Below are 20,425 nucleotides of genomic sequence, written 5' to 3' on the forward strand. Positions count from 1 at the left end.
TGGCGCACCCGACACGATTCGAACGTGTGACCTCTGCCTTCGGAGGGCAGCGCTCTATCCAGCTGAGCTACGGGTGCTGAGATGAGGACCCTGCTATAGCCCAAGCGATCCGCTGTTGCAATGATTTTAGAACGCCGCCCCGATCAAAGAAGGAATTCGTTATCGGCCGCGCTTCAGCCGGTCAATCTTGTCTTTATTCGCGGTTTTCAGGCGGTTGGCCGTTACCGTTGTCGCCAGATCGGCATCATGAGGCTCTGTCAGGTTTTTCCTGAGGTTCGCCTCCCCTTCCAGACGCTGACGGCGGCGCAGGCTTTTTTCCTGAAGACGTTCAATATCTGCTTGCATTGACATAAACTCTCCTTTCCGAACATTAAGAGTTCTTCATATACAACGTAGTTCGAATTGGGCTTGATGCCAACCAATTCCCGGAAAAATACTTCGGACGGCGTCAATTTTTTAAGGGAAATCCACTCTCCGGCCATTTTTGACGACCATGCGGTGGTTCTTTTTCGCGGCGGCCATCAGGATATCCTCTGTTGGATTGCCGTTCACGATGAGCATGTCGGCCTTGAAGCCGGACTTGATCTTCCCCCGATTCTCAAGCTGCATCAGGCCATGCGCAACGGAGGTTGCGCTCGACAGTGCATCAATGGGCGTCATGCCGCAATCGACCATATAGGCCATTTCTATTGCATTTTCGCCATGCAGGTTGAAGGGCGTGCCGGCATCCGTGCCCATTGCGATCTTGCCGCCAGCTTTATAGAACATCTTGAAGCTCTCCTTGTGTTTCTCGAACACGCGGCGGGATTTCTCAACGACATAATCGGCGATGCCCTGATCGGCGTTATTGAGAATATTCTGGACTGCTGCAAGAGTCGGGACGAGATAGGTGCCGCGCTCCATCATCGCATCGAGGCACTCTTGGTCCATAAAAATACCATGCTCGATGGAGGTGATTCCCGCCTGCACCGCGTTCATGATGCCTTCTGCGCCCTGGGCGTGGCTGGCCGAAGTTTTGTGAAAGCGGGTCGCTTCGGCGACACCAACGCGCATTTCATCGGCGGAGTAATGCGCATCCTCCGGGTTGACCCCCGGTGTTATGACACCACCGGTGGCCATGATCTTGACCAGGTCGCTGCCGGCGTGGATCTGTTCGCGCACAGCCTTCACCACCTCGTCACAGCCATCTGCGACGCGGCCATTCTTGTTGCCATGACCGCCGGTCATGCAGATCATCTTGCCCGACGCCATAATGTTCGGGCCGAAAAACCGCCCGCTGTTGCATGCATCCCGAACCGGAAACTCAAGATATTCGCGCCCGCCGCAGTCACGCACGGCGGTTATGCCGGATTTGAGCGAAAGCTGCGCATTTTCAAGAACCCGTAGCGTGATTTCGCCGGGATTTACACCCTCGATGCTGCCGCGCGGGTCAGCTTCTCCCTTATAGACGAGATGGACATGACAATCGGCGATTCCAGGCATCAGAGTTCCGCCGCTGGTATCGACGCGGTCCCCCTGAAAGTCCGCATATTTTTCCGAGGGCGCCACATCCTTGATCGTATCGCGATCCGTCAGAACAGCATGATTTTTGAGGAGCTTGCCTTTGCCGTCGAACACGTCGCCGCCGATATAGAGAGTTTCTGTCATGTCATTTGCCCATCTGATTGTTTGACTTCCATCAATATCGCATGATTAACATCGGTATTTCCAATAAAAAAGTATACCCAGCGAACGGATGCGGTTGCGACGTGCTACCCCGTAGATGTCATCTGGAGGAAGGCGTCTTCCAGGTCTGGCTCCTCGGTCGTCAGGTCAACAATATCCAGATCGTCATCCGCCGCCGCCTTGAGAATTTTTGCCATTTCCGTCTCACTCGGTCGATAGGAAATATTGATCCGCCGCCCGTGGGAAAGGGTCGCGTTAAACTGCTTCAGATGTTCCGGCACTTCCGTAATATCATGACCGAGCAGCAGGCATACGTTCTTGATATCAATTTTCCCGAGCAAGGTTTCGGTCGGCTCACAGGCAACCACTTCGCCGTGATTTATGATCGCGATGGTGTCGCAAAGCTCTTCCGCCTCCTCCAGATAGTGAGTGGTGAGGATAATTGTTGTTCCCTCTTCATTGAGCTTCTTCACATAGCTCCAGAGCTGCTGACGAAGCTCGATATCCACGCCAGCGGTCGGTTCATCCAAAATCAGAACTTCGGGGTGGTGAACCATTGCCTTTGCCACCAGAAGCCGCCGCCGCATTCCGCCGGAAAGCGTGCGGGCATACACATCGGCCTTGTCAGATAATCCCATGGCGTCAAGAATTTCATCGGTGCGCCGCGCAGATTTTGGAACGCCATACAGCCCGGCCTGGAATTCCATCACCTCGCGCGGGGTAAAAAAGGCGTCGAGGTTAAGCTCCTGCGGTACCACACCAACGGCGCTGCGGGCGGCACGCATGTCCTTCACCGTATCGAAGCCGCAGATGTGAACGTTACCGCTTGTTTTGTTGACAAGGCCTGCGATGATATTGATCAGGGTGGATTTACCTGCGCCATTGGGTCCCAGCAGCCCGAAGAATGACCCTTGCTTAACTTCCAAATTAATAGCTTTTAATGCTGTCTTATCGGGAGTGGGCCCTTTAATTTTATAAATCTTTGTAAGGTCCTGGACCTGCAAGGCCGGTATTGTGGACGCGGAGTCAGTCATTCTTGATTCAATTCTTGTTTCTTTAAGCGATGGATCAATTGCTGTGTCAAATCCAGAAGGTCAACGCCAATGGGACGACGGCAATTGTCAGTAATGTCGAAATCATGATGTAGCTCGCTACATCGGACGCATAGTCTTTCTGATAACGCTCGACCCAGAGATAGGTCGCGACGGATGCCGGCATCAGGCACATCAGGATAAAGACGCCGCGTGTTGTTCCGGTAAACCCGAACAGCCAAGTGATCATATAGGCGACGGTGGCAGCCATGGCAATATGGAAGACTGCAAGATAGGCTCCCGTGATAATCCCGGCCAGTCGCAATGTCGCCAGGGTAAAGCCAAGGGTGAGCAACATGAGCGGAATTGAGAGCCCGCCCAAAATGCTGAAGCAGGAAGCGATCGGAGCGGGTAGGCTGGTGTCCGTGCCCATCAGGATAAGCGCGAGAACAACGCTATAGACGGCTGGCTGACGAATGAGATCACGAAGTGAGACTTTCCCGATGGGGATCCACATACCGATTGTAAAGATGCAGGCAATGACGACCGCGACAACAGCGAGACCAATCGCCATGCCCTCATTCCCGAACGCCAGCAGGCTAATCGGCAGGCCAATATTGCCGACATTGTTCAATATCATTGGGGAGAGGAAGGCTTGGGCGGGTTTCCTGATGATTTTCAGGAAGGCAAAAGCGATAACGCCGAAGCAGAGTATCATGACCGCCGCTGCCGCCATGACATCGAGAAAGGCACCAAAAGAGATATGCTTGGCGGTGAGGTGCGACAGGATCAGCGTCGGGTAGCCAACATTGCCCACAACGCTGCCGACGGTTTTGGTATCGAAATTAGTTTTGAACAGCGCAAGCCCGTATCCGACCAGCACGCATAACAGGACCGGGAGAAGGACATTGGTGACATGAATGAAAAGCGTTTCCAAGAGCTCCCCCTGTGAATGGATAAAACTGCCTGCGCGCTGACAAGGCTCAAAATTAGCCACGCTGTTACTGCAACGCAAATTTTTCTTTCCCGCAGGGTTACTATTAACACTGCCCAAATAGTGAATTGCGTTATTTCTCGGTTGCGTCCTTGTGCTCAATCGATATCATCCATGCGGTGCCAGCAGATCGAGAATTCGATGAGGCCTCTGGCGATCCGCGTTAATCAGCAGAAGAAGTGAGACGGCTTTATGCAAGCTTTTGAGACAATTGAAGTTGACAGCCCGAAAGTCGCCTGCGATGGCGGGAAGAGTGCCCTCGGCCATCCGCGCGTCTATCTCAATATGGGAGACAAAGGTCAGGTTGAATGCCCATACTGCAGCCGGGTTTACGTTTTAAAGGCGGGTGCGAAGGTCAGCGGCGGCCACTGATTTTTGCCAATTTTAAAGTAACAGGCGGGAAAGCGGCATGACCGAACCGGACGTCACGGGCGATCCAAATCAAAAACACAGGATTTATCTGGTCGATGGATCAGGATATATTTTTCGTGCTTATTTCGCGATGATTCGTGGGCGGCAGCCCATGTCTCGCTCGGACGGGACGCCCACGGGCGCGGTCCTAGGCTTTTCCAACATGCTGTTCAAGCTTATTCAGGACACTCAGGCCGATGGCCGGGTAAGCCATCTTGCCGTTATTTTCGATACAAGCCGGAAAACCTTCCGTTCCGAAATCTATCCGGAATATAAGGCCAACCGGGATGCCCCGCCGGAAGACCTGATCCCGCAATTCCCGCTGGTGCGGGAGGCGACCCGGGCGTTCAATGTTCCCGCAATTGAAAAAGAAGGCTTCGAGGCCGACGATATCATCGCCACTTATGCGGCTCAGGCGCGAGCCAACGGCATGGAATGTGTGATTGTCTCTTCCGACAAGGATTTGATGCAGCTGGTCGGCGGCGACGTAACCATGCTCGATCCGATGAAGAACAAGATAATCGGTGAAGAGGGAGTGCGGGAGAAGTTCGGTGTCGGACCGGAGCGAGTGATTGATGTTCAGTCATTGGCGGGGGACAGCGTCGACAATGTGCCCGGTGTCCCCGGCATTGGTATCAAGACCGCGGCGCTGTTGATCAATGAGTTTGGCGACCTCGATACTCTGCTTGAACGCGCAGAGGAAATTCCGCAGAAGGGCCGCCGCGAAAAACTCATCGAGAATGCAGATATGGCGCGGGTCAGCCGTGATCTGGTAACGCTCAAAAATGACGTCGAGCTGGATATCGATGTTATGGATTTGACGGTACAGATGCCAAGCGCCGAAGATTTGATCGCCTTTCTCAAAGAGAATGAGTTCAAGCAACTCACCAGCCGTGTGATGGAATTTTTTGGGCAAGGCTTTCGTGAGGAAGCAGCGGCATTGCCTGAGGATGAACCGTTGGAGGCGGAGAGCGGCGGGCCGAAAGTCGAGGCGGTCAACTATACCACCATTCTCGATATGGACGCACTTCAGGCCTGGATAAAAGAGGCATATCGTATTGGGCAGGTTGCGGTCGATACGGAGACGACCAGTCTCAACGCCATGCAGGCGGCCCTCGTCGGCATTTCTCTCTCCATTCATCCCGGTAATGCCTGTTATATTCCGGTTGGTCATGTAAACCCCAAGTCGCAGGGCGGCTTTGACTTTGATGGCGCAGGGGAGAAGGGGGCGGATGATATTCCGCCTCAGCTCCCGAAGGCGGATGTGCTGGCGGCGCTGAAACCGCTCCTCGAAGATCCGGGCGTGATGAAGATCGGCCAGAATATTAAATATGATCAGGTCATTCTCTCGCAAGAAGGGATCCAGGTAGCCCCGATCGACGATACGATGCTGCTTTCCTACTGTCAGGAAGCGGGTCTGCATGGCCATGGCATGGATGAGCTGTCGAAGCTTCACTTTGGCATAACCCCAATCCCCTTCAAGGAAGTGGCGGGAATCGGCAAATCCCAGATTACCTTTGCCGAGGTGCCCATCGACAAGGCGACGGAGTATGCGGCGGAAGATGCGGATATTACGCTACGCCTGCATCAACTTCTCAAACGGCAACTGGTAAAAGCGAAAGCCGTCAGTCTTTATGAAACGGTGGAGCGCCCTTTAGTACCCGTCATCGCAAAGATGGAGCAGGAGGGCGTCAAGGTGGATGCCAAGCTCTTAAGCAACCTGTCGACAGATTTCGGTGCCCGTATGGAAGGGCTGGTGAAGGAAGTGCACGATCTCGCCGGCGAGGAGTTCAATGTCGGATCGCCTAAGCAGCTTGGGGAAATCCTGTTTGACAAAATGGGGCTTTCCGGTGGGAAGAAGGGCAAGACCGGCGCCTATACGACGGACGTCAATGTGCTTGAGGGGCTCGCCGCAGACGGAGTGGAACTCGCGCAGAAAGTTCTCGACTGGCGCCAGCTTTCCAAGCTAAAAAGCACCTACACGGATGCGCTTCAGGGGCAGATAAATCCCAGGACGGGCCGCATTCACACCTCGTTCTCGCTTGCCGCGGCATCGACAGGCCGGCTCGCCTCCAGTGAGCCCAATATCCAGAATATTCCCATCCGCACGGAAGAGGGCCGCAAGTTGCGTCAGGCGTTTATTGCGGAACCTGGAAACAAGCTGATCAGCGCGGATTATTCGCAGATTGAGCTGCGCCTGCTCGCCCATATCGCCGATATTCAGTCACTGAAAGAGGCCTTTGCCGAAGGTCTCGATATTCACGCGAAAACGGCCTCTCAGGTGTTCAGTGTCCCGATTGAGGGCATGGACCCGATGATGCGCCGCTCCGCCAAGGCGATTAACTTCGGCATTATTTACGGGATCAGCGCCTTTGGGCTAGCGCGCCAGCTCGGGGTCTCCAGAACCGAGGCGCAAGGCTATATTGATCAGTATTTTGTCCAGTATCCCGGCATCAAGGACTATATGAGCAACACAAAGAGTTTCTGTCATGACAATGGCTATGTGCAAACGCTCTTTGGTCGGAAGGTTCATCTGCCGGGAATCAATGACAAAAACGGCGCGAGGCGGAGCTTCTCGGAGCGAGCGGCTATCAACGCTCCTATTCAGGGATCAGCCGCCGATATTATTAAGCGGGCGATGGTTCGACTGCCGGATGCCTTGACGACCAAAAAACTTGCCGCCCGCATGCTGCTTCAGGTGCATGACGAACTTATCTTTGAGGTGCCGGAGGGTGAAGTGGGGAAGACAACGGAGATTGTCAAATCGGTGATGGAGAATGCCGCCCATCCGGCGGTTGAGCTTTCCGTTCCCTTGACTGTGGATGCCGGGGTCGGGGATAACTGGGGCGAGGCCCATTAACCAGCAGCACGCATTTCTTGCGAGATATGTCGGCGCAGTCTAGGGTATTGAAAAGCCCGCTTTAGACGCGAGAATTTTATGCTGGAAACCGCGCTCGTCGCCTTTACAACTTTTTTTGCGACCATCGGACCTCTCGATGTGGCGGCCCTGTTCGCGGCGCTTACGGTAAATGCGACCCCGCGTGAACGTCGCCAGATGGCGTTAAAAGGGACCTTGATTGGCGGCGGCATTCTTCTGTTCTTTGCGCTTTTCGGAAAAGCGGTTCTCACCAGTTTTGGTATCACTTTGCCCGCGCTCCAGGCCTCCGGCGGCATTCTGTTATTGCTGATTGCGATTGATATGGTGTTTGCTCGTGACTCCGGTAGCACCACAGCCACAGATGAAGAAAGGGTAGAAGCTCAGGGGAAGAAAGATGTTTCGGTCTTTCCCCTGGCAACGCCCTTAATTGCCGGACCCGGCGCGATTGGCGCGGCGGTCCTGCTGGTTGCAGACACGAAAGGCAATACCGTCGAGACAGCGGTAGTAATCGGCGTGCTTCTCGGCATGGTATTACTGACATTTCTGCTCATGCTATTGGCAACACAGGTGCAGAAGCTTCTCGGGGTGACCGGTCTCCATGTGATTTCCCGGGTCGTCGGCGTTCTGCTGGCGGCACTGGCCGTGCAATTTATATTCGACGGAATACGAGATAGCGGGCTTTTGGGATAATCCGACCCGATCAAGCCGTGGTGACCGGGATCGAATCGCGCATATATTAACTATGGTCTGCAAAAAATTAACTATATCAATGGGATGGACGGATGATTTCTGACGCTGACCGCAAGTGGATATTCCGTAGAAATCACAAGCTTTTTCATATTATTTTATGCAAATATTAGGTGAATTGTGTTGACAATAAGGCAGGATGTTGACAGTTTTGTCCCATTAAATATGTGATTTTTCCTGCAATTTACGAGTAAGCGCGGAATTTACCTTCGTTAAGAAATATTTTTTTAAAGTCAGGCATAATATTTAAAGGTTTTCGTAAGTTGCGTGATTTAAGACAAGAGTAGGAGTACCAAATGATGAATAAATTTTTTAAAACATTTATGGCCGCAGCGGGCCTGTCTCTCGTCTTTGCCTTGCCAGCGCAATCGGCAGTCATTTCCTGGACAACAGATGTTCCTGCGGCGGATACGGGCGTTCCGTCTCCGACAAATGCTGTTGGCACGGTGTATGAGAACCTGACGGCCTCCGTGCCGAATGAATACCGTTCTCCCTGGCAAGGCACCGCTCTGGATGGGATTGGCACCTATACCTCAGTACAGAAAGATTCATACGCTTCTTATGCGTTTGACATGGGATACTATGCTGTCGATTTCATGTGGGGTTCCGTCGATGGTTATAATGGCCTGGAGTTTTACTATCAGGGCAATTGGGTAGATGCCCTTCATGGTGATGATGCGCAGCTTAGCAGCGTTAGCAATGGTCTCGGCTTTATTGTTGCCTCGATCATGGCGACGGGCGTTTTTGATGAAATCCGCTTCACATCGGACAGCAATGCATTTGAGTATGCAAATCTGACGGTCTCTGCTGTGCCGCTTCCGGCCGCACTGCCGCTCTATGGCGCTGGGCTTGCCGTTCTCGGGTTTTTTGGCTGGCGCAAGCGTCGTAAATCCGCAGCATTGACAGCTTGACCCACTCTTAGACAAGATACTCCTCTTTGAAACGGTGGCTTTTGGGCCGCCGTTTTTTATTCCCTATTCATAATCCCGTCCGGCCCGCTGCTTGTAACGGGGAAGGGACCAGCCAAACAGGATGGCGCAAGCACGCACCGCAAAGCCCACCACAATTGCGATACAAGCGGCGACAACGGGCGCAATGCCGATCATGTCCACGGCGACAACATAGGCGGTTGCGCTGACAAGGGCAGCCGTTGCATAGACCTCCTGCTTCAAGAGTAGGGGCGTTTCGCCCGCAACAAGATCCCGTACAAGTCCGCCAAATGTTGCCGTTATTATCCCAAGCACGACAGCAATTAGGGGGCCCGTATCGCTCTCCCTGGCAATCTCGGCGCCAAGGACCGCGAAGGCCGCCAGCCCGATGGCGTCGCTCCAGAGTAGGACGATGTAGCGCCGCTGAACGTGGGATGCAAAGAAATAAAGGAGAAGCGCGATGCCGAGGCAAACCAGCAGATAACGATGGTCTGCAATCCAGAAAACGGGTCGGTCGAGGATTATATCCCGCACCGTGCCGCCCCCGATGCCGGTAAAAGTGGCCATCATGCCGAAGCCGATCAGGTCCATTTCCTTGCGGCTTGCGACAAGGCAGCCCGTTGCCGCAAAAACCGCAACGCCGACAAGATCAAGAATGGTAACGAAGTCTGTAAACATGACGCCCTCCCTGTGAAAGGCGCATGATCCGCCAGAACGATGGAAAGCGCCAAAACTCCGGCGTTACAGCATTGCCTGTAAAACCCGGTCGGGCGGTGTGTGCCCATCAATAAAGGTTTTTATGTTGATCAGGACCTTTTCCCCCATATCGATACGTCCCTCGATCGTTGCGGAACCCATATGCGGTAGCAGGATGACGTTGTCCAGCTCCATCAGGCGGGGGTTGACGGCGGGCTCATGCTCGAACACATCAAGGCCCGCGCCGGCAACCTTACCATTCCGGAGCAGTCGGGTCAGGGCATTCTCGTCGACAACCTCCCCGCGGGAGGTATTGACCACATAGCAGCTTGGCTGGAGCAGCGCCAACCGACGGGCATTCAGAAGATGGAATGTTGCCGGTGTATGCGGGCAATTGACGGACACGATATCCATCCGCGCCAGCATCTGATCAAGGCTCTCCCAATAAGTCGCTTCCAGCTCGTTTTCAACATATTCCGGCAGGCGGTTGCGGTTATGGTAATGGATGGAAAGACCGAAGGCGCGCGCGCGGCGGGCGACGGCCTGCCCGATCCGGCCCATGCCAATAATACCAAGGCGTTTGCCCCAGATCCGATGGCCGAGCATGCTGGTCGGCGACCAGCCCTTCCAGTTGCCGGACCGCATCATACGTTCCCCTTCTGTCAGGCGGCGCGGAACGGCCATGATCAGGGCCATGGTCATATCGGCGGTATCTTCGGTCAGGACACCCGGTGTATTCGTCACAGTAATACTGCGCTGGCGGGCTGTGGCCAGATCAATATGATCAACGCCCGTGCCGAAGCTTGCGATCAGTTTGAGATTGGGGTTCGTCTGGCTGAGGACGCCGAGATCAATTTTATCCGTCACGGTTGGCACCAGAACATCCGCCGTCTTTACCGCCTCGATCAACTGGCTTTGGGTCATCGGCGTGTCGTCATGGTTCAGTCGCGTATCGAACAGCTCCATCATGCGGGTTTCGATAACGTCCGGAAGCCTTCTTGTTACGACAACGACGGGTTTCTTCTGCGGCATGTGATGACTCTCTTGTTCCTGGATTTTTGGCAAGACCAATAGACTTTATCTAGCAGATCATGTTGGCGGATACAATTGCGACCTTGGGTTAGTGGCCTGAGTTTTTTTGCGCCCTTGACCCGGGGCCCTGTCGCACGGCATAAGATGAACGTTCGCCTGTTGTATATAAAGGTACTGGCATCTTGAAACGCTGTCTCGTTCTTCTTGGCTTTTTTACCCTGATCCTGATCGCCCCCCCGTCCAATGCTGGCCCAACGGGGTCGGAGACTGGTTTGCCGTTGCCGCGCTTTGTCTCCTTGTCGTCGGATAAGGTCAACGTCCGGGCAGGGCCGGGAACCCGTTATCCCATCAAATGGGTCTATGTTCGCCGTGGCTGGCCGGTTGAGGTGATCGAAGAATATGAACTCTGGCGTCAAATTCGCGATACGGATGGGTCGATCGGCTGGGTACATCGCAATCTGATCAGCAGTCGCCGGACCTTGATCATCACGGGTGAGGTGCGGGCGGTCTATGAAGACCCTGATGAGAGCAGCCCTGTCGTCCTGCTGGCCGAGCCCGGCGTTGTCGGCAAGCTGGAAGAATGCGACGGGCGCTGGTGCGAAATCGAGATTGCCGGCCTCACTGGCTGGCTCATGGCCAATCAGTTCTATGGGGTGTATGAGAACGAGAAAATCCGCTAACCCGCCCGTTAGCTGGCGAGATCTTTGGCCAACGCCGTCCGCGTGTCGCCCTTGATCAAGGTGATATGCCCGTAGTTTTCATGCTCGATACCGAGCTGAACGTCCGTTGCGGGGTCTTTGAAGGTGGCCTTCTGCGTCTCGGTCAGGGGAAAATGCAAAAAATGAATGGAGGAGGCTTTGCCGTCATCTGTCGTGCGTTCCACTTCCTGCTCCGGCACGGCGTAGATTTTCTCGCCGCCAACGGAAAGATAGATCGTCTTCTCGATATGGCCGAGTTGACGCAGCATGAAGTCCCGGCGAACCGGATCATCGATCTCAATCATGAGCGTCGCCACGAGTTCCGACCCATTCGGGATGAGCGGATTATAGGCGGCAAGCTCGTCCTGTAGCTGCTCATCGCCGCCTTGTTCGATATACAGCATTTCCTGAATTTGTGACCACATGGTGTCGTAATTCTCGAAATAGAAAGTCGCGAAGGGGCCGATTTCCACCCGGCGGTTTTTCTTGATCGGGATCAGTTTCTTCTTATGGTCCTTCCGGATTTTCTGATACTCGGCGAGGGGCAGAATATCTTCCGGCGTAATTTCACGTTTTTGAACGGCAGTCATAACAATTGTTCCTTTTAAAGGCCATAGGCTTTGGCCAATAGTTCAATAGGGTGTAAGGCGGTTTTCGTTCCTGCGCTTTCACCGTCGAGGCCTTCAATTTCCTGCATCAGATGCTCCGCTGCCAGCGGGCATTCGGAGGCAATATATTTTGCATTGGACTTAAGGGCCGTACGGGCCGCCGGCTTGCCAACCTTGAGAGCTATCTCATAATTGCCTTTCATGATTCCCCAAGAGCCCCCGTGGCCGGAGCAACGCTCCACCACCGCGACCTTCGCATCGGGTATAAGGCGGAGCACTTCCGCACCTTTTGCCCCCATATTCTGGGCGCGTGCATGACAGGCAAGATGCATGGCCATGCTCTCACCAATGGGCTGCATGCCGTCTGCGACACCTTCTTTTTTGGCGAACTCCATCACATATTCCGCCACATCAAAGGTCGCTTTCGAAAGCTTTGCAACGGACGCATCGTCTGGCGCCAACAATGGCCATTCAAATTTGAGCATCAGGGCACAGGAAGAGACGAGAGCAATGACGTCATACCCCTTGTCGATCCAGATGCCGAGTTCTTTCGACACCTTCTTCGCATTGTCAGCGACACCCGCAAGATCCCCCTGCTCCATCAGCGGCATGCCACAGCAGCCGGGGTAAACCACTTCCGTCGCCACACCATTTTTGGCAAGTACCTTGCGGGTTGCCTCGCCAATGTTCGGGTTGTTGTAATTGCCGAAGCAAGTCGCATAGATTACGGCCTTGCGGCCATAGGCCGGAGCGTTCTTATTGATCTCCAGCGGATTTTCTTTTGCCTGTTGCTCGAACGATTTCGACTGATATTTCGGAAGTGCTGCGTGTTTATCGATGCCGAGCGTCGCCTCCATAATACCACGGGTCATCCCGTTTGACGTTTTCGTTGCCCAATTGGCAATTGGGGCAATCGGGGCCGCCAGCTTGCCGTTTCGATCTGTTTTTGAAAGTTCCCGACTTACAAATTTATCTTTCCCGTTTTTCTTTTCCACGGCGCGGTATCGCAGCATCAGATGCGGAAAATCGAGGTTGAACTCATGTGGCGGGACATAGGGACATTTGGTCATGAAGCACATATCACAAAGCGTGCAGGCATCGACGACAGGCTTGAAATCCTCAGAGGCGACGGAATCGAGCTCTTCTGTTTCAGAGGCGTCGATCAGGTCAAACAGGCGTGGAAAGGAATCGCATAAATTAAAGCAACGGCGGCAGCCATGACAAATATCGAACACGCGGCGCAGCTCGTCATCCAGCTTCTGCTCGTCATAGAATTCGGGATTATTCCAGTCAATAATGTGCCGTGTCGGCGCGTCCAGACTTCCTTCGCGCATAATATTCCTCTGAATGTAACTGGGTGAAGAAGGGATAGCGAATTTAAAACCCGCTATCCCGGAAAATGAACCCGAAAGCCGGATTAGTCGTCTAGGGTATTGAGCGCTTTCTGGAAACGGCCCGCATGGCTTTTTTCCGCCTTTGCAAGGGTTTCGAACCAGTCGGCAATCTCGTCATGACCTTCTTCACGCGCAGTTTTGGCCATACCCGGATACATATCAGTATATTCGTGCGTTTCGCCAGCAACAGCTGCTTTGAGGTTATCGGACGTTCCGCCGATTGGCAGACCGGTTGCCGGATCGCCTACTTCTTCAAGATATTCCAGATGACCGTGTGCGTGGCCGGTTTCACCTTCCGCAGTGGAGCGGAAAACCGTTGCAACATCGTTGTATCCTTCGACGTCCGCTTTCTGAGCGAAGTAAAGGTAACGTCGGTTTGCCTGTGATTCACCTGCAAAGGCATCTTTCAGATTTTGTTCGGTTTTGCTTCCCGCTAGAGACATGAAGTCCTCCTGGAATGAAAATTTGGATTAGGTCTGTTCAAGGCAGAACAGGATTACCCAAATAATATAGGTCCCGAAAAAACCACTGTCAATAAATTAGAATTCTTCTAAACAAGAAATTTATGGAAAAGGCGGAAGATGCTACCTGCGGGTGGAACTAACGCGCACAATCACATCGACACTGCTAATCTCCGTTCCTTCGGGGAGCGGAGGGATATTATCGACCTTGAGATCGTTCTTCTCAATATCTTCCAAAGTGCCGGACTGTTCATGAAAGAAATGGTGATGCGGCATAACGTTCGTATCAAAATAAGAACGGCTTGAATCCACGACAACTTCCCGCAAGAGACCAGCGGCGGTAAACTGATGCAGGTTGTTGTAGATAGTGGCGAGCGAAATCGCAACATTTGCTCCCATGGCATCACTATGCAAGCGCTCGGCCGTGATATGACGATTACCATCGGAAAATAGCAACTGCGCCAACGCCAAGCGCTGCTTGGTTGGCCTTAACTGAGCATCCCTCAGTTTTTTCTCTAAATCCGCTAACTCAGATTGCACCATTGGCTATACTCTATATGTCCACGCTCTCCCCCAGTGGAGAGCATTACCATAAGTATATAGAATTTATTTTAATAATTCAAATCTGCAACAGAAAGATTCCGGCTTTTTGGGCTATTTTCCTGTCATTATCCGCTCGATAAGCTGTTTTACGGTCGGAATGAAGCCATTTGCATAGAACGGATCGCTGGCGAAACGGTAGGCGCCATGCCCGGCAAACATGAGATTATTCTCGATATTCGCATCGGAATGTATCACATCCTGCAGGGTTTTCTGGATGCAAAAGCTTCTCGGATCGGCTTTGCGGCCGGTATTGCCCTTTTCGCCTTCCGCCCAGTTAGAGAATTTGCACTGGGAAAGACAACCCATGCAGTCAATCTGGTCTTTCCGGATTTCCGCCATTTTCTCGGGCGTGACGAAAATAAGCGTCGAGTCAGGGGTTTTGAGTGTTTCAGTAAATCCTTCCGCAACCCAGCCTTCCGCCCGGCCCTTGTCTTCTGCCGTCAGATATACCTCCCGTTTGCGGGCACCGATGCCAAAGGACGTATCATGCGCCCCGATAGGTTCATTAGAGAAGGCGACCTGGCGTTCGGAGCGGGCCTTCAACTCGTCCAGGAAATCGTTGCGCACTGCGGACGACCAGAACCCAGTCGGGCTGAATTTGTTGAGAAAGACATCGCCTTTCTTCAGGGTGCCGAGTTTTTTCTTCCAAGCATCGGAAATGGGGCTTTCTTTCGTGAGCAAAGGCCGAGTGCCGAACTGGAACGCGATCGGGCCAATTTCCGGATTGTCCAGCCAATGTTCCCAATCCTCAACATGCCAGACACCGCCGGCCATGATGATCGGTACGTTATTGAGGCCAATCTCGTTCATCAGCTTGCGTAATTCCGCGACCCGTGGATAGGGATCTTCAGGCTTCAGTGGATCTTCAACGTTGCTCAGGCCGTTATGCCCGCCGGCAAGCCAGGGGTCTTCATATACGACACCCCCAAGCCAATCGGAAAATTTGTGATATGCGCGCTTCCACAACGCCCGAAAGGCGCGCGCGGAGGATATAATCGGGTAATAATGGACTTTATAATCAGCCGCAATCTGAGCGATCCGATAGGGCATGCCTGCGCCGCAGGTTATTCCGTGAATCAGACCTTTGGTTCCCTCAAGAACGCCGTGCAGGATACGTTCCGCGCCGCCCATTTCCCACAGAACGTTCATGTGGATGCGACCGTTTCCGCCCGCAAGGTCGTGGGCGATCTTTGCCTGGGCAATTCCGCCCTGAATGCCATAGGCAACCAGCTCATCGTGACGGTCCCGGCGCGTGCGTCCGTGATAAATTTGCGGAATAATATTTCCGTCATCATCGAAACTGTCGGCATTGACGCCAGAGAAAGTCGCGATACCGCCAGCGGCAGCCCAGGCGCCTGAGCTTTGCCCGGATGAGACGGCAATGCCTTTGCCACCCTCAATCAGGGGCAGGACTTCCTTGCCCGACAACATAATCGAATTCAACGGTTTCACGAGATAATTCCTATGGCTGCATACCTAAGCACTAACCTAACATTTAGAGCATGGTAACCCAAGCATCAAGAGACATCTAAAAATGAGGGCGGCGGGACAATTACGTCCACACCGCCCTTGATCTCGAATATAGCTGGCGTTGGAGCCTTATTCCTGCGCCGCAGCCTTTTCGTCGTCTGCCAGAACGGCCTTCATGGAAAGCCGTACTTTGCCGCGACCGTCAATCTCAAGAACTTTCACGCGGACTTCATCGCCTTCGTTGACAACGTCAGTTACCTTGCCAACGCGCTGTGGCGCCAGTTCGGAAATATGAACGAGGCCATCGCGGTTTCCGAAGAAATTCACGAAAGCACCAAAATCAACGACTTTCACGACTTTACCTGTGTAGGTCACGCCAACTTCAGGATCATCCACGATGGATTTGATCCAGTTGATGGCGGCATCCGCACTTTCTGTCGTGGTTGCGGCAACCTTGACGGTGCCGTCATCCTCGATATCGATTTTGGCGCCGGTTACTTCGCAGATTTCACGAATAACCTTGCCGCCTGTTCCGATAATATCGCGGATTTTGTCCTTATGGACCTGCAACTGCGTAATTCGCGGGGCACCATCACGAACGCCGTCACGGGCGCTGTCGATTGCCTTGCCCATTTCTTTCAGGATATGCAGCCGGCCTTCGGTGGCCTGTGCAAGCGCGATGCGCATGATTTCCTCTGTAATGCCGGAAATCTTGATATCCATCTGGAGCGAGGTGATCCCTTTATCGGTACCCGCAACCTTGAAATCCATATCACCGAGATGGTCCTCATCTCCCAGAATATCAGAAAGAACGGCAAACTGGCCGTCTTCTTCCAGAATGAGGCCCATGGCAATACCAGCTACGGGGCGATCAAGCGGAACACCCGCATCCATCAACGCAAGTGATGTACCGCAGACAGTCGCCATGGAGGAGGAGCCGTTGGATTCGGTCACTTCCGAGACAATCCGCAAAGTATATGGGAATTTGTCTTTCGCTGGCAGTAGTGGGTGGATTGCCCGCCATGCCAACTTGCCATGCCCGACTTCCCGGCGACCGGTAAAACCGATACGACCGACTTCACCGACCGAATAGGGCGGGAAGTTATAGTGAAGCATGAAGTTCTCGCGATATTCGCCCGCAAGCGCATCCACGATCTGCTCGTCCTGTCCGGTGCCAAGCGTGGCAACGACCAGAGCCTGTGTTTCACCACGGGTGAAAAGAGCAGAGCCATGACTACGCGGCAGGGAGCCGATTTCAGCGACGATCGGGCGAACCGTTTTGGTATCCCGGCCATCGATGCGGCTACCCGTTGCAATGATGTTGCCACGGACAATTTTCTTCTCGATCTTTTTCAGGATCCCGCCAGCATCTTCACGCTCATCTTCATCAAGCGAGGCAATTGCAGCTTCCTTTGCGGCAGACACTTTGTCTGTCCGGGTTTGCTTGACCTGTTCTTTATAAGCATCGGCAAGCGCTGATTCAGCCGCAGCTATTACCTTGGCTTCCAGATCCTTGTCTGTTTCCTCGGGCGTGAAATCCCAGGGTTCTTTTGCGCAAGCCTCTGCAAGCTCGATAATTGCATCAAGGACAGTCTGCATTTCGCGATGGCCATACATGACCGCGCCCAGCATTTCCTCTTCGCTGAGCTCATGCGCCTCTGATTCGATCATCAAAACGGCTTCTTCGGTGCCCGCAATCACAAGGTCGAGTTTTGTGTCTTCCATTTGTGCGGCGACCGGGTTCAGTACATACTCTCCGTCGATAAAGCCAACGCGCGCTGCGCCAACCGGGCCGAGGAATGGAATGCCGGAGATAGTCAATGCTGCGGACGCGCCAACGAGGGCAACGACATCCGGGTCATTTTCCATGTCATGCGCGAGAACCGTGCAAATAACCTGCGTTTCATTTTTAAAACCGCTTACGAAAGACGGGCGCAGCGGCCGGTCGATCAGGCGAGAGGTGAGCGTTTCTTTTTCACTCGGACGACCTTCGCGTTTGAAAAAGCCGCCCGGAATCTTACCGGCGGCAAACGCTTTTTCCTGATAGTTGACAGTAAGCGGGAAGAAATCCAATCCCGGCTTTCTTGTCCTCTGGGCAACCGCCGTACAAAGTACCTGCGTGCCACCATAAGTAATCATAACTGCGCCGTCAGCCTGACGGGCAACTTTTCCAGTTTCCAATACGAGCGGACGTCCGCCCCACATCACTTCCTTGCGATGTACTTCAAACATTTTTTTTCCTTCCAACGCAGGAACAGCCCCATGCCGTCCTGCCAAATCTGAGACCCTATGCCTCAGTCCTTATTTCTATTTTACTTAACTTCAAACTTTGCATTTATGAAGAGCAAGCCTTCCTAAATGCGGCAAACGCCGATGTGCAATGGGCGAGCCCAAGGCAGACACCGGCGTTTGTTGGGAGAGCGGTCCGTATGACAGATCCGCGCATCTTAACTTTACTTACGAATACCAAGGCGCTTAATCGTATCCTGGTAGCGTGTTTCTTCGACTTTCCGTAGATAGTCGAGCAGACGACGACGGCGGCTGACCATTTTCAACAGTCCGCGGCGTGAATGCACATCGCCTTTATGTTCTTTGAAATGATCCGTAAGATTGCCGATCCGTTCGGTCAAAATGGCAATCTGTACTTCAGGGGAGCCGGTGTCCCCTTCTTTTGTCGCATATTCCGTGATCAGTTCTGCTTTACGTTCTGCAGTGATCGACATCGGGTTCTCCTAGGTTTATAAATTAAAAATCCGGACAGGGTGCAACCGGTCAGCCTCGATTTTCGCGATACCGATCGGGATGTTTCCGTCCATGGCACAGACAAAACCGTCTGCTTGATTTGGGACTGCCACGTCATTGCCGTGCCGCAAACGCTCTGCTTGCGGTTCCGTTACGGCCAGGGCCGGGATGTCGTCCAGCGCGGTCGTAATTGGGAGCAAGCCCTCAAATTCTGCGGGACACTGCCACAGCTTTGCCAACTTATCCAGTGAAATCGCATCCATCTCCAAAAAAGGCCCAACCCGGATACGGCGAAGGGCTGACAAATGGGCAACAGTTCCCAGCTTCACCGCCATATCGCGGGCGAGAGAGCGGATATATGTGCCTTTTCCGCAGGTCACCTCAAAGATGGCGTGATCGGTATCAATGATCTCGATCAGGCTTAAGCTTTCTATATGGACCTCGCGTTCCGGCATATCAATGTCTTGCCCGGCACGGGCCAGTTTGTAAGCACGCTCCCCGTTTATTTTAATGGCGGAAAAGGCGGGCGGGCGCTGTCGGATCGCACCGGTAAAAGCGGGCAGGATTTTTAAAATATCTTCTCGGGTGGGGCGGATGTCGGATGTGGTCTCGATTTCGCCTTCGATATCATCCGTATTGCGTTTCTCCCCCCAGCGGGCGGTGAAGCGGTATTCCTTACTGTCATCGGTAATATAGCTGACCGTTTTCGTCGCCTCGCCAAGTGCGATGGGGAGAATTCCGGTCGCAAAGGGATCAAGCGTGCCTGCATGGCCCGCCTTCGCCGCATTCATGATCCGTTTGACACGACCCACCACCTGCGCAGAGCTCAGACCAGCATCCTTGTCAATGTTGAGCCATCCATGGATGGGGATACCGCGCCGCTTTCGTGCCATAGGATGCTATTTGGAATCTTCCGGTAGCCGGTTTTTGCGAATGAGATCGTCGATATGGCTGCCATAGGCAAAGGACTCGTCCTTCTTGAAAACCAGTCGCGGCGTGAACTTCATGGTGAGATGACGCCCCATCTCTCCCTGAATGACGCCTGCCGTCCGGTTAAGACCGGCAATGACGGCCTCTTCGTTTACACCGCCAAGAGAGGTGACATAGACGGTGGCGTTCCGCATGTCAGGGCTCGGTTTCACTTCCGAGATTGTGACGGACGATCCCGCAACATCCGGATCGTGAATCAGGTCTCTTGAGAGAATGTCCGCAATGACATGACGGAGTTCTTCGCCCACGCGTAACTGCCGCTTGCTCGCGGTCCTTGGACCTCGTTTCGTATGTGCCATGAGAATTCTCCCGCGAATCTACGCGATGTTGTGCAGGGGAGCCCTAAAGCTCCCGTGCCACCTCTTCGACCTCAAAGCATTCGATGAAATCGCCGACCTTCAGATCATGGTAATTCTCGAACGCCATTCCGCATTCCATGCCGGATTTCACCTCTTTGACTTCATCCTTGAAGCGCTTGAGAGTTGAAAGTGTTCCTTCATGAATGACCACATCATCACGCAGCAATCGCACTTTCGCGCCGCGCTTGACGTTGCCTTCGGTAACCATGCAACCGCCGATTTTTCCGACCTTCGAAATATTGAAGACTTCGCGAATTTCCGCATAACCGAGGAAGTTTTCCCGCAGGGTCGGGGCCAGCATGCCGGAAAGCATCGCCCGCATATCGTCGATCACGTTGTAAATGACCGAGTAATACTGAATATCGATGCCCTGACTTTCCGCTTCATCCCTCGCCTGCTTGTTGGCGCGGGTGTTAAAGGCAATAATGATCGCCCGCGACGCGGCCGCCAAGGCAACATCGGATTCGGTAATACCGCCAACCCCGGAGAGAAGGATCTTTACCGCGACTTCATCGGTGCCAAGATTTTCAAGGGCTGTGGTAATCGCTTCCGCCGACCCCTGAACGTCCGCCTTGATCACGACCGGCAGCTCATCCGCAGTACCTTCCTGAATGGCGCTGAACATCTGCTCAATCGTCCCGCGAGCCGTTGCTGTGACCTTTTTATCCTTGTCCAGACGTTGACGATAAGTGGCAATTTCCTTCGCCTTACTTTCCG

The 20,425-nt window shown here is 53.4% G+C and carries 21 protein-coding genes and 1 tRNA gene; 5 read left to right on the forward strand and 17 right to left on the reverse strand.

The features are described from left to right. The 5 genes from P1U71_RS06820 to P1U71_RS06840 form a co-directional block, all read right to left on the reverse strand. A tRNA-Arg gene (locus P1U71_RS06820) sits at positions 1–77 on the reverse strand. A gap of 82 nt (positions 78–159) precedes the next feature. Next, a complete protein-coding gene (locus P1U71_RS06825; RefSeq protein ID WP_301104818.1) occupies positions 160–351 on the reverse strand; it encodes a hypothetical protein in 192 nt (63 codons plus the stop codon). 105 nt (positions 352–456) lie between these two features. Next, positions 457–1,647, reverse strand: coding sequence for an amidohydrolase family protein (locus P1U71_RS06830; RefSeq protein WP_301104819.1), 1,191 nt, complete (start codon positions 1,645–1,647; stop codon positions 457–459). A 104-nt stretch (positions 1,648–1,751) separates the two neighbouring features. Then, entirely contained in the window at positions 1,752–2,699 is a 948-nt protein-coding gene (locus tag P1U71_RS06835) for an ABC transporter ATP-binding protein (protein WP_301104820.1), read from the reverse strand. Positions 2,700–2,745: 46 nt separating this feature from the next. Next, positions 2,746–3,633 carry an AEC family transporter gene (locus P1U71_RS06840; protein ID WP_301104821.1) on the reverse strand — a complete coding sequence of 296 codons (888 nt, stop codon included), beginning with the start codon at positions 3,631–3,633 and terminating at the stop codon, positions 2,746–2,748. 249 nt (positions 3,634–3,882) lie between these two features. Between P1U71_RS06840 and P1U71_RS06845 the strand changes: the two genes are divergently transcribed. The 4 genes from P1U71_RS06845 (at position 3,883) to P1U71_RS06860 (ending at position 8,637) form a co-directional block, all read left to right on the forward strand. Next, on the forward strand, positions 3,883–4,062 hold the full coding sequence (locus tag P1U71_RS06845) for a zinc-finger domain-containing protein (RefSeq protein ID WP_301104822.1): 180 nt from the start codon (positions 3,883–3,885) through the stop codon (positions 4,060–4,062). A 37-nt stretch (positions 4,063–4,099) separates the two neighbouring features. Next, the gene (gene polA, locus P1U71_RS06850; RefSeq protein ID WP_301104823.1) at positions 4,100–6,961 is read left to right on the forward strand and encodes a DNA polymerase I; all 2,862 of its coding nucleotides are present in this window, start codon (positions 4,100–4,102) and stop codon (positions 6,959–6,961) included. A gap of 78 nt (positions 6,962–7,039) precedes the next feature. Continuing rightward, positions 7,040–7,669: a MarC family protein gene (locus P1U71_RS06855; RefSeq protein WP_301104824.1), complete on the forward strand. Its 630-nt coding sequence runs from the start codon at positions 7,040–7,042 to the stop codon at positions 7,667–7,669. Positions 7,670–8,022: 353 nt separating this feature from the next. Continuing rightward, positions 8,023–8,637 (forward strand): VPLPA-CTERM sorting domain-containing protein, encoded by a 615-nt coding sequence (locus P1U71_RS06860; protein ID WP_301104825.1) that lies wholly within the window; start codon positions 8,023–8,025, stop codon positions 8,635–8,637. A gap of 63 nt (positions 8,638–8,700) precedes the next feature. On the opposite strand, the gene P1U71_RS06865 is transcribed toward P1U71_RS06860, so the two are convergent. After that, complete coding sequence (locus P1U71_RS06865; RefSeq protein ID WP_301104826.1) at positions 8,701–9,333, reverse strand: trimeric intracellular cation channel family protein; 633 nt, start codon at positions 9,331–9,333, stop codon at positions 8,701–8,703. A gap of 63 nt (positions 9,334–9,396) precedes the next feature. Next, positions 9,397–10,383: a D-glycerate dehydrogenase gene (locus P1U71_RS06870; RefSeq protein ID WP_301104827.1), complete on the reverse strand. Its 987-nt coding sequence runs from the start codon at positions 10,381–10,383 to the stop codon at positions 9,397–9,399. A 182-nt stretch (positions 10,384–10,565) separates the two neighbouring features. Between P1U71_RS06870 and P1U71_RS06875 the strand changes: the two genes are divergently transcribed. Then, positions 10,566–11,063: an SH3 domain-containing protein gene (locus P1U71_RS06875; RefSeq protein ID WP_301104828.1), complete on the forward strand. Its 498-nt coding sequence runs from the start codon at positions 10,566–10,568 to the stop codon at positions 11,061–11,063. Between the two features lie 8 nt (positions 11,064–11,071). On the opposite strand, the gene P1U71_RS06880 is transcribed toward P1U71_RS06875, so the two are convergent. The 10 genes from P1U71_RS06880 to P1U71_RS06925 form a co-directional block, all read right to left on the reverse strand. Then, entirely contained in the window at positions 11,072–11,671 is a 600-nt protein-coding gene (locus P1U71_RS06880; protein ID WP_301104829.1) for a DUF3501 family protein, read from the reverse strand. Positions 11,672–11,685: 14 nt separating this feature from the next. Beyond that, positions 11,686–13,023, reverse strand: coding sequence for a heterodisulfide reductase-related iron-sulfur binding cluster (locus P1U71_RS06885; protein ID WP_301104830.1), 1,338 nt, complete (start codon positions 13,021–13,023; stop codon positions 11,686–11,688). Between the two features lie 83 nt (positions 13,024–13,106). Beyond that, a complete protein-coding gene (locus P1U71_RS06890; protein WP_227948236.1) occupies positions 13,107–13,526 on the reverse strand; it encodes a rubrerythrin family protein in 420 nt (139 codons plus the stop codon). A 141-nt stretch (positions 13,527–13,667) separates the two neighbouring features. Beyond that, entirely contained in the window at positions 13,668–14,087 is a 420-nt protein-coding gene (gene irrA, locus P1U71_RS06895; protein WP_301104831.1) for an iron response transcriptional regulator IrrA, read from the reverse strand. A gap of 111 nt (positions 14,088–14,198) precedes the next feature. After that, complete coding sequence (locus P1U71_RS06900; RefSeq protein ID WP_301104832.1) at positions 14,199–15,599, reverse strand: nitronate monooxygenase; 1,401 nt, start codon at positions 15,597–15,599, stop codon at positions 14,199–14,201. Between the two features lie 147 nt (positions 15,600–15,746). Beyond that, on the reverse strand, positions 15,747–17,849 hold the full coding sequence (gene pnp, locus P1U71_RS06905; RefSeq protein WP_301104833.1) for a polyribonucleotide nucleotidyltransferase: 2,103 nt from the start codon (positions 17,847–17,849) through the stop codon (positions 15,747–15,749). A 221-nt stretch (positions 17,850–18,070) separates the two neighbouring features. Beyond that, positions 18,071–18,340: a 30S ribosomal protein S15 gene (gene rpsO / locus P1U71_RS06910; protein WP_301104834.1), complete on the reverse strand. Its 270-nt coding sequence runs from the start codon at positions 18,338–18,340 to the stop codon at positions 18,071–18,073. Positions 18,341–18,355: 15 nt separating this feature from the next. Beyond that, the gene (gene truB / locus P1U71_RS06915; RefSeq protein WP_301104835.1) at positions 18,356–19,252 is read right to left on the reverse strand and encodes a tRNA pseudouridine(55) synthase TruB; all 897 of its coding nucleotides are present in this window, start codon (positions 19,250–19,252) and stop codon (positions 18,356–18,358) included. Positions 19,253–19,258: 6 nt separating this feature from the next. Further along, the gene (gene rbfA / locus P1U71_RS06920; protein WP_301104836.1) at positions 19,259–19,648 is read right to left on the reverse strand and encodes a 30S ribosome-binding factor RbfA; all 390 of its coding nucleotides are present in this window, start codon (positions 19,646–19,648) and stop codon (positions 19,259–19,261) included. Positions 19,649–19,691: 43 nt separating this feature from the next. Continuing rightward, on the reverse strand, positions 19,692–20,425 hold a 734-nt coding region (locus tag P1U71_RS06925), incomplete at its 5' end, for a translation initiation factor IF-2 (RefSeq protein WP_367281142.1).

Origin of the sequence: Sneathiella sp. (assembly GCF_029233945.1) — a bacterium.
GTDB lineage: Bacteria > Pseudomonadota > Alphaproteobacteria > Sneathiellales > Sneathiellaceae > Sneathiella.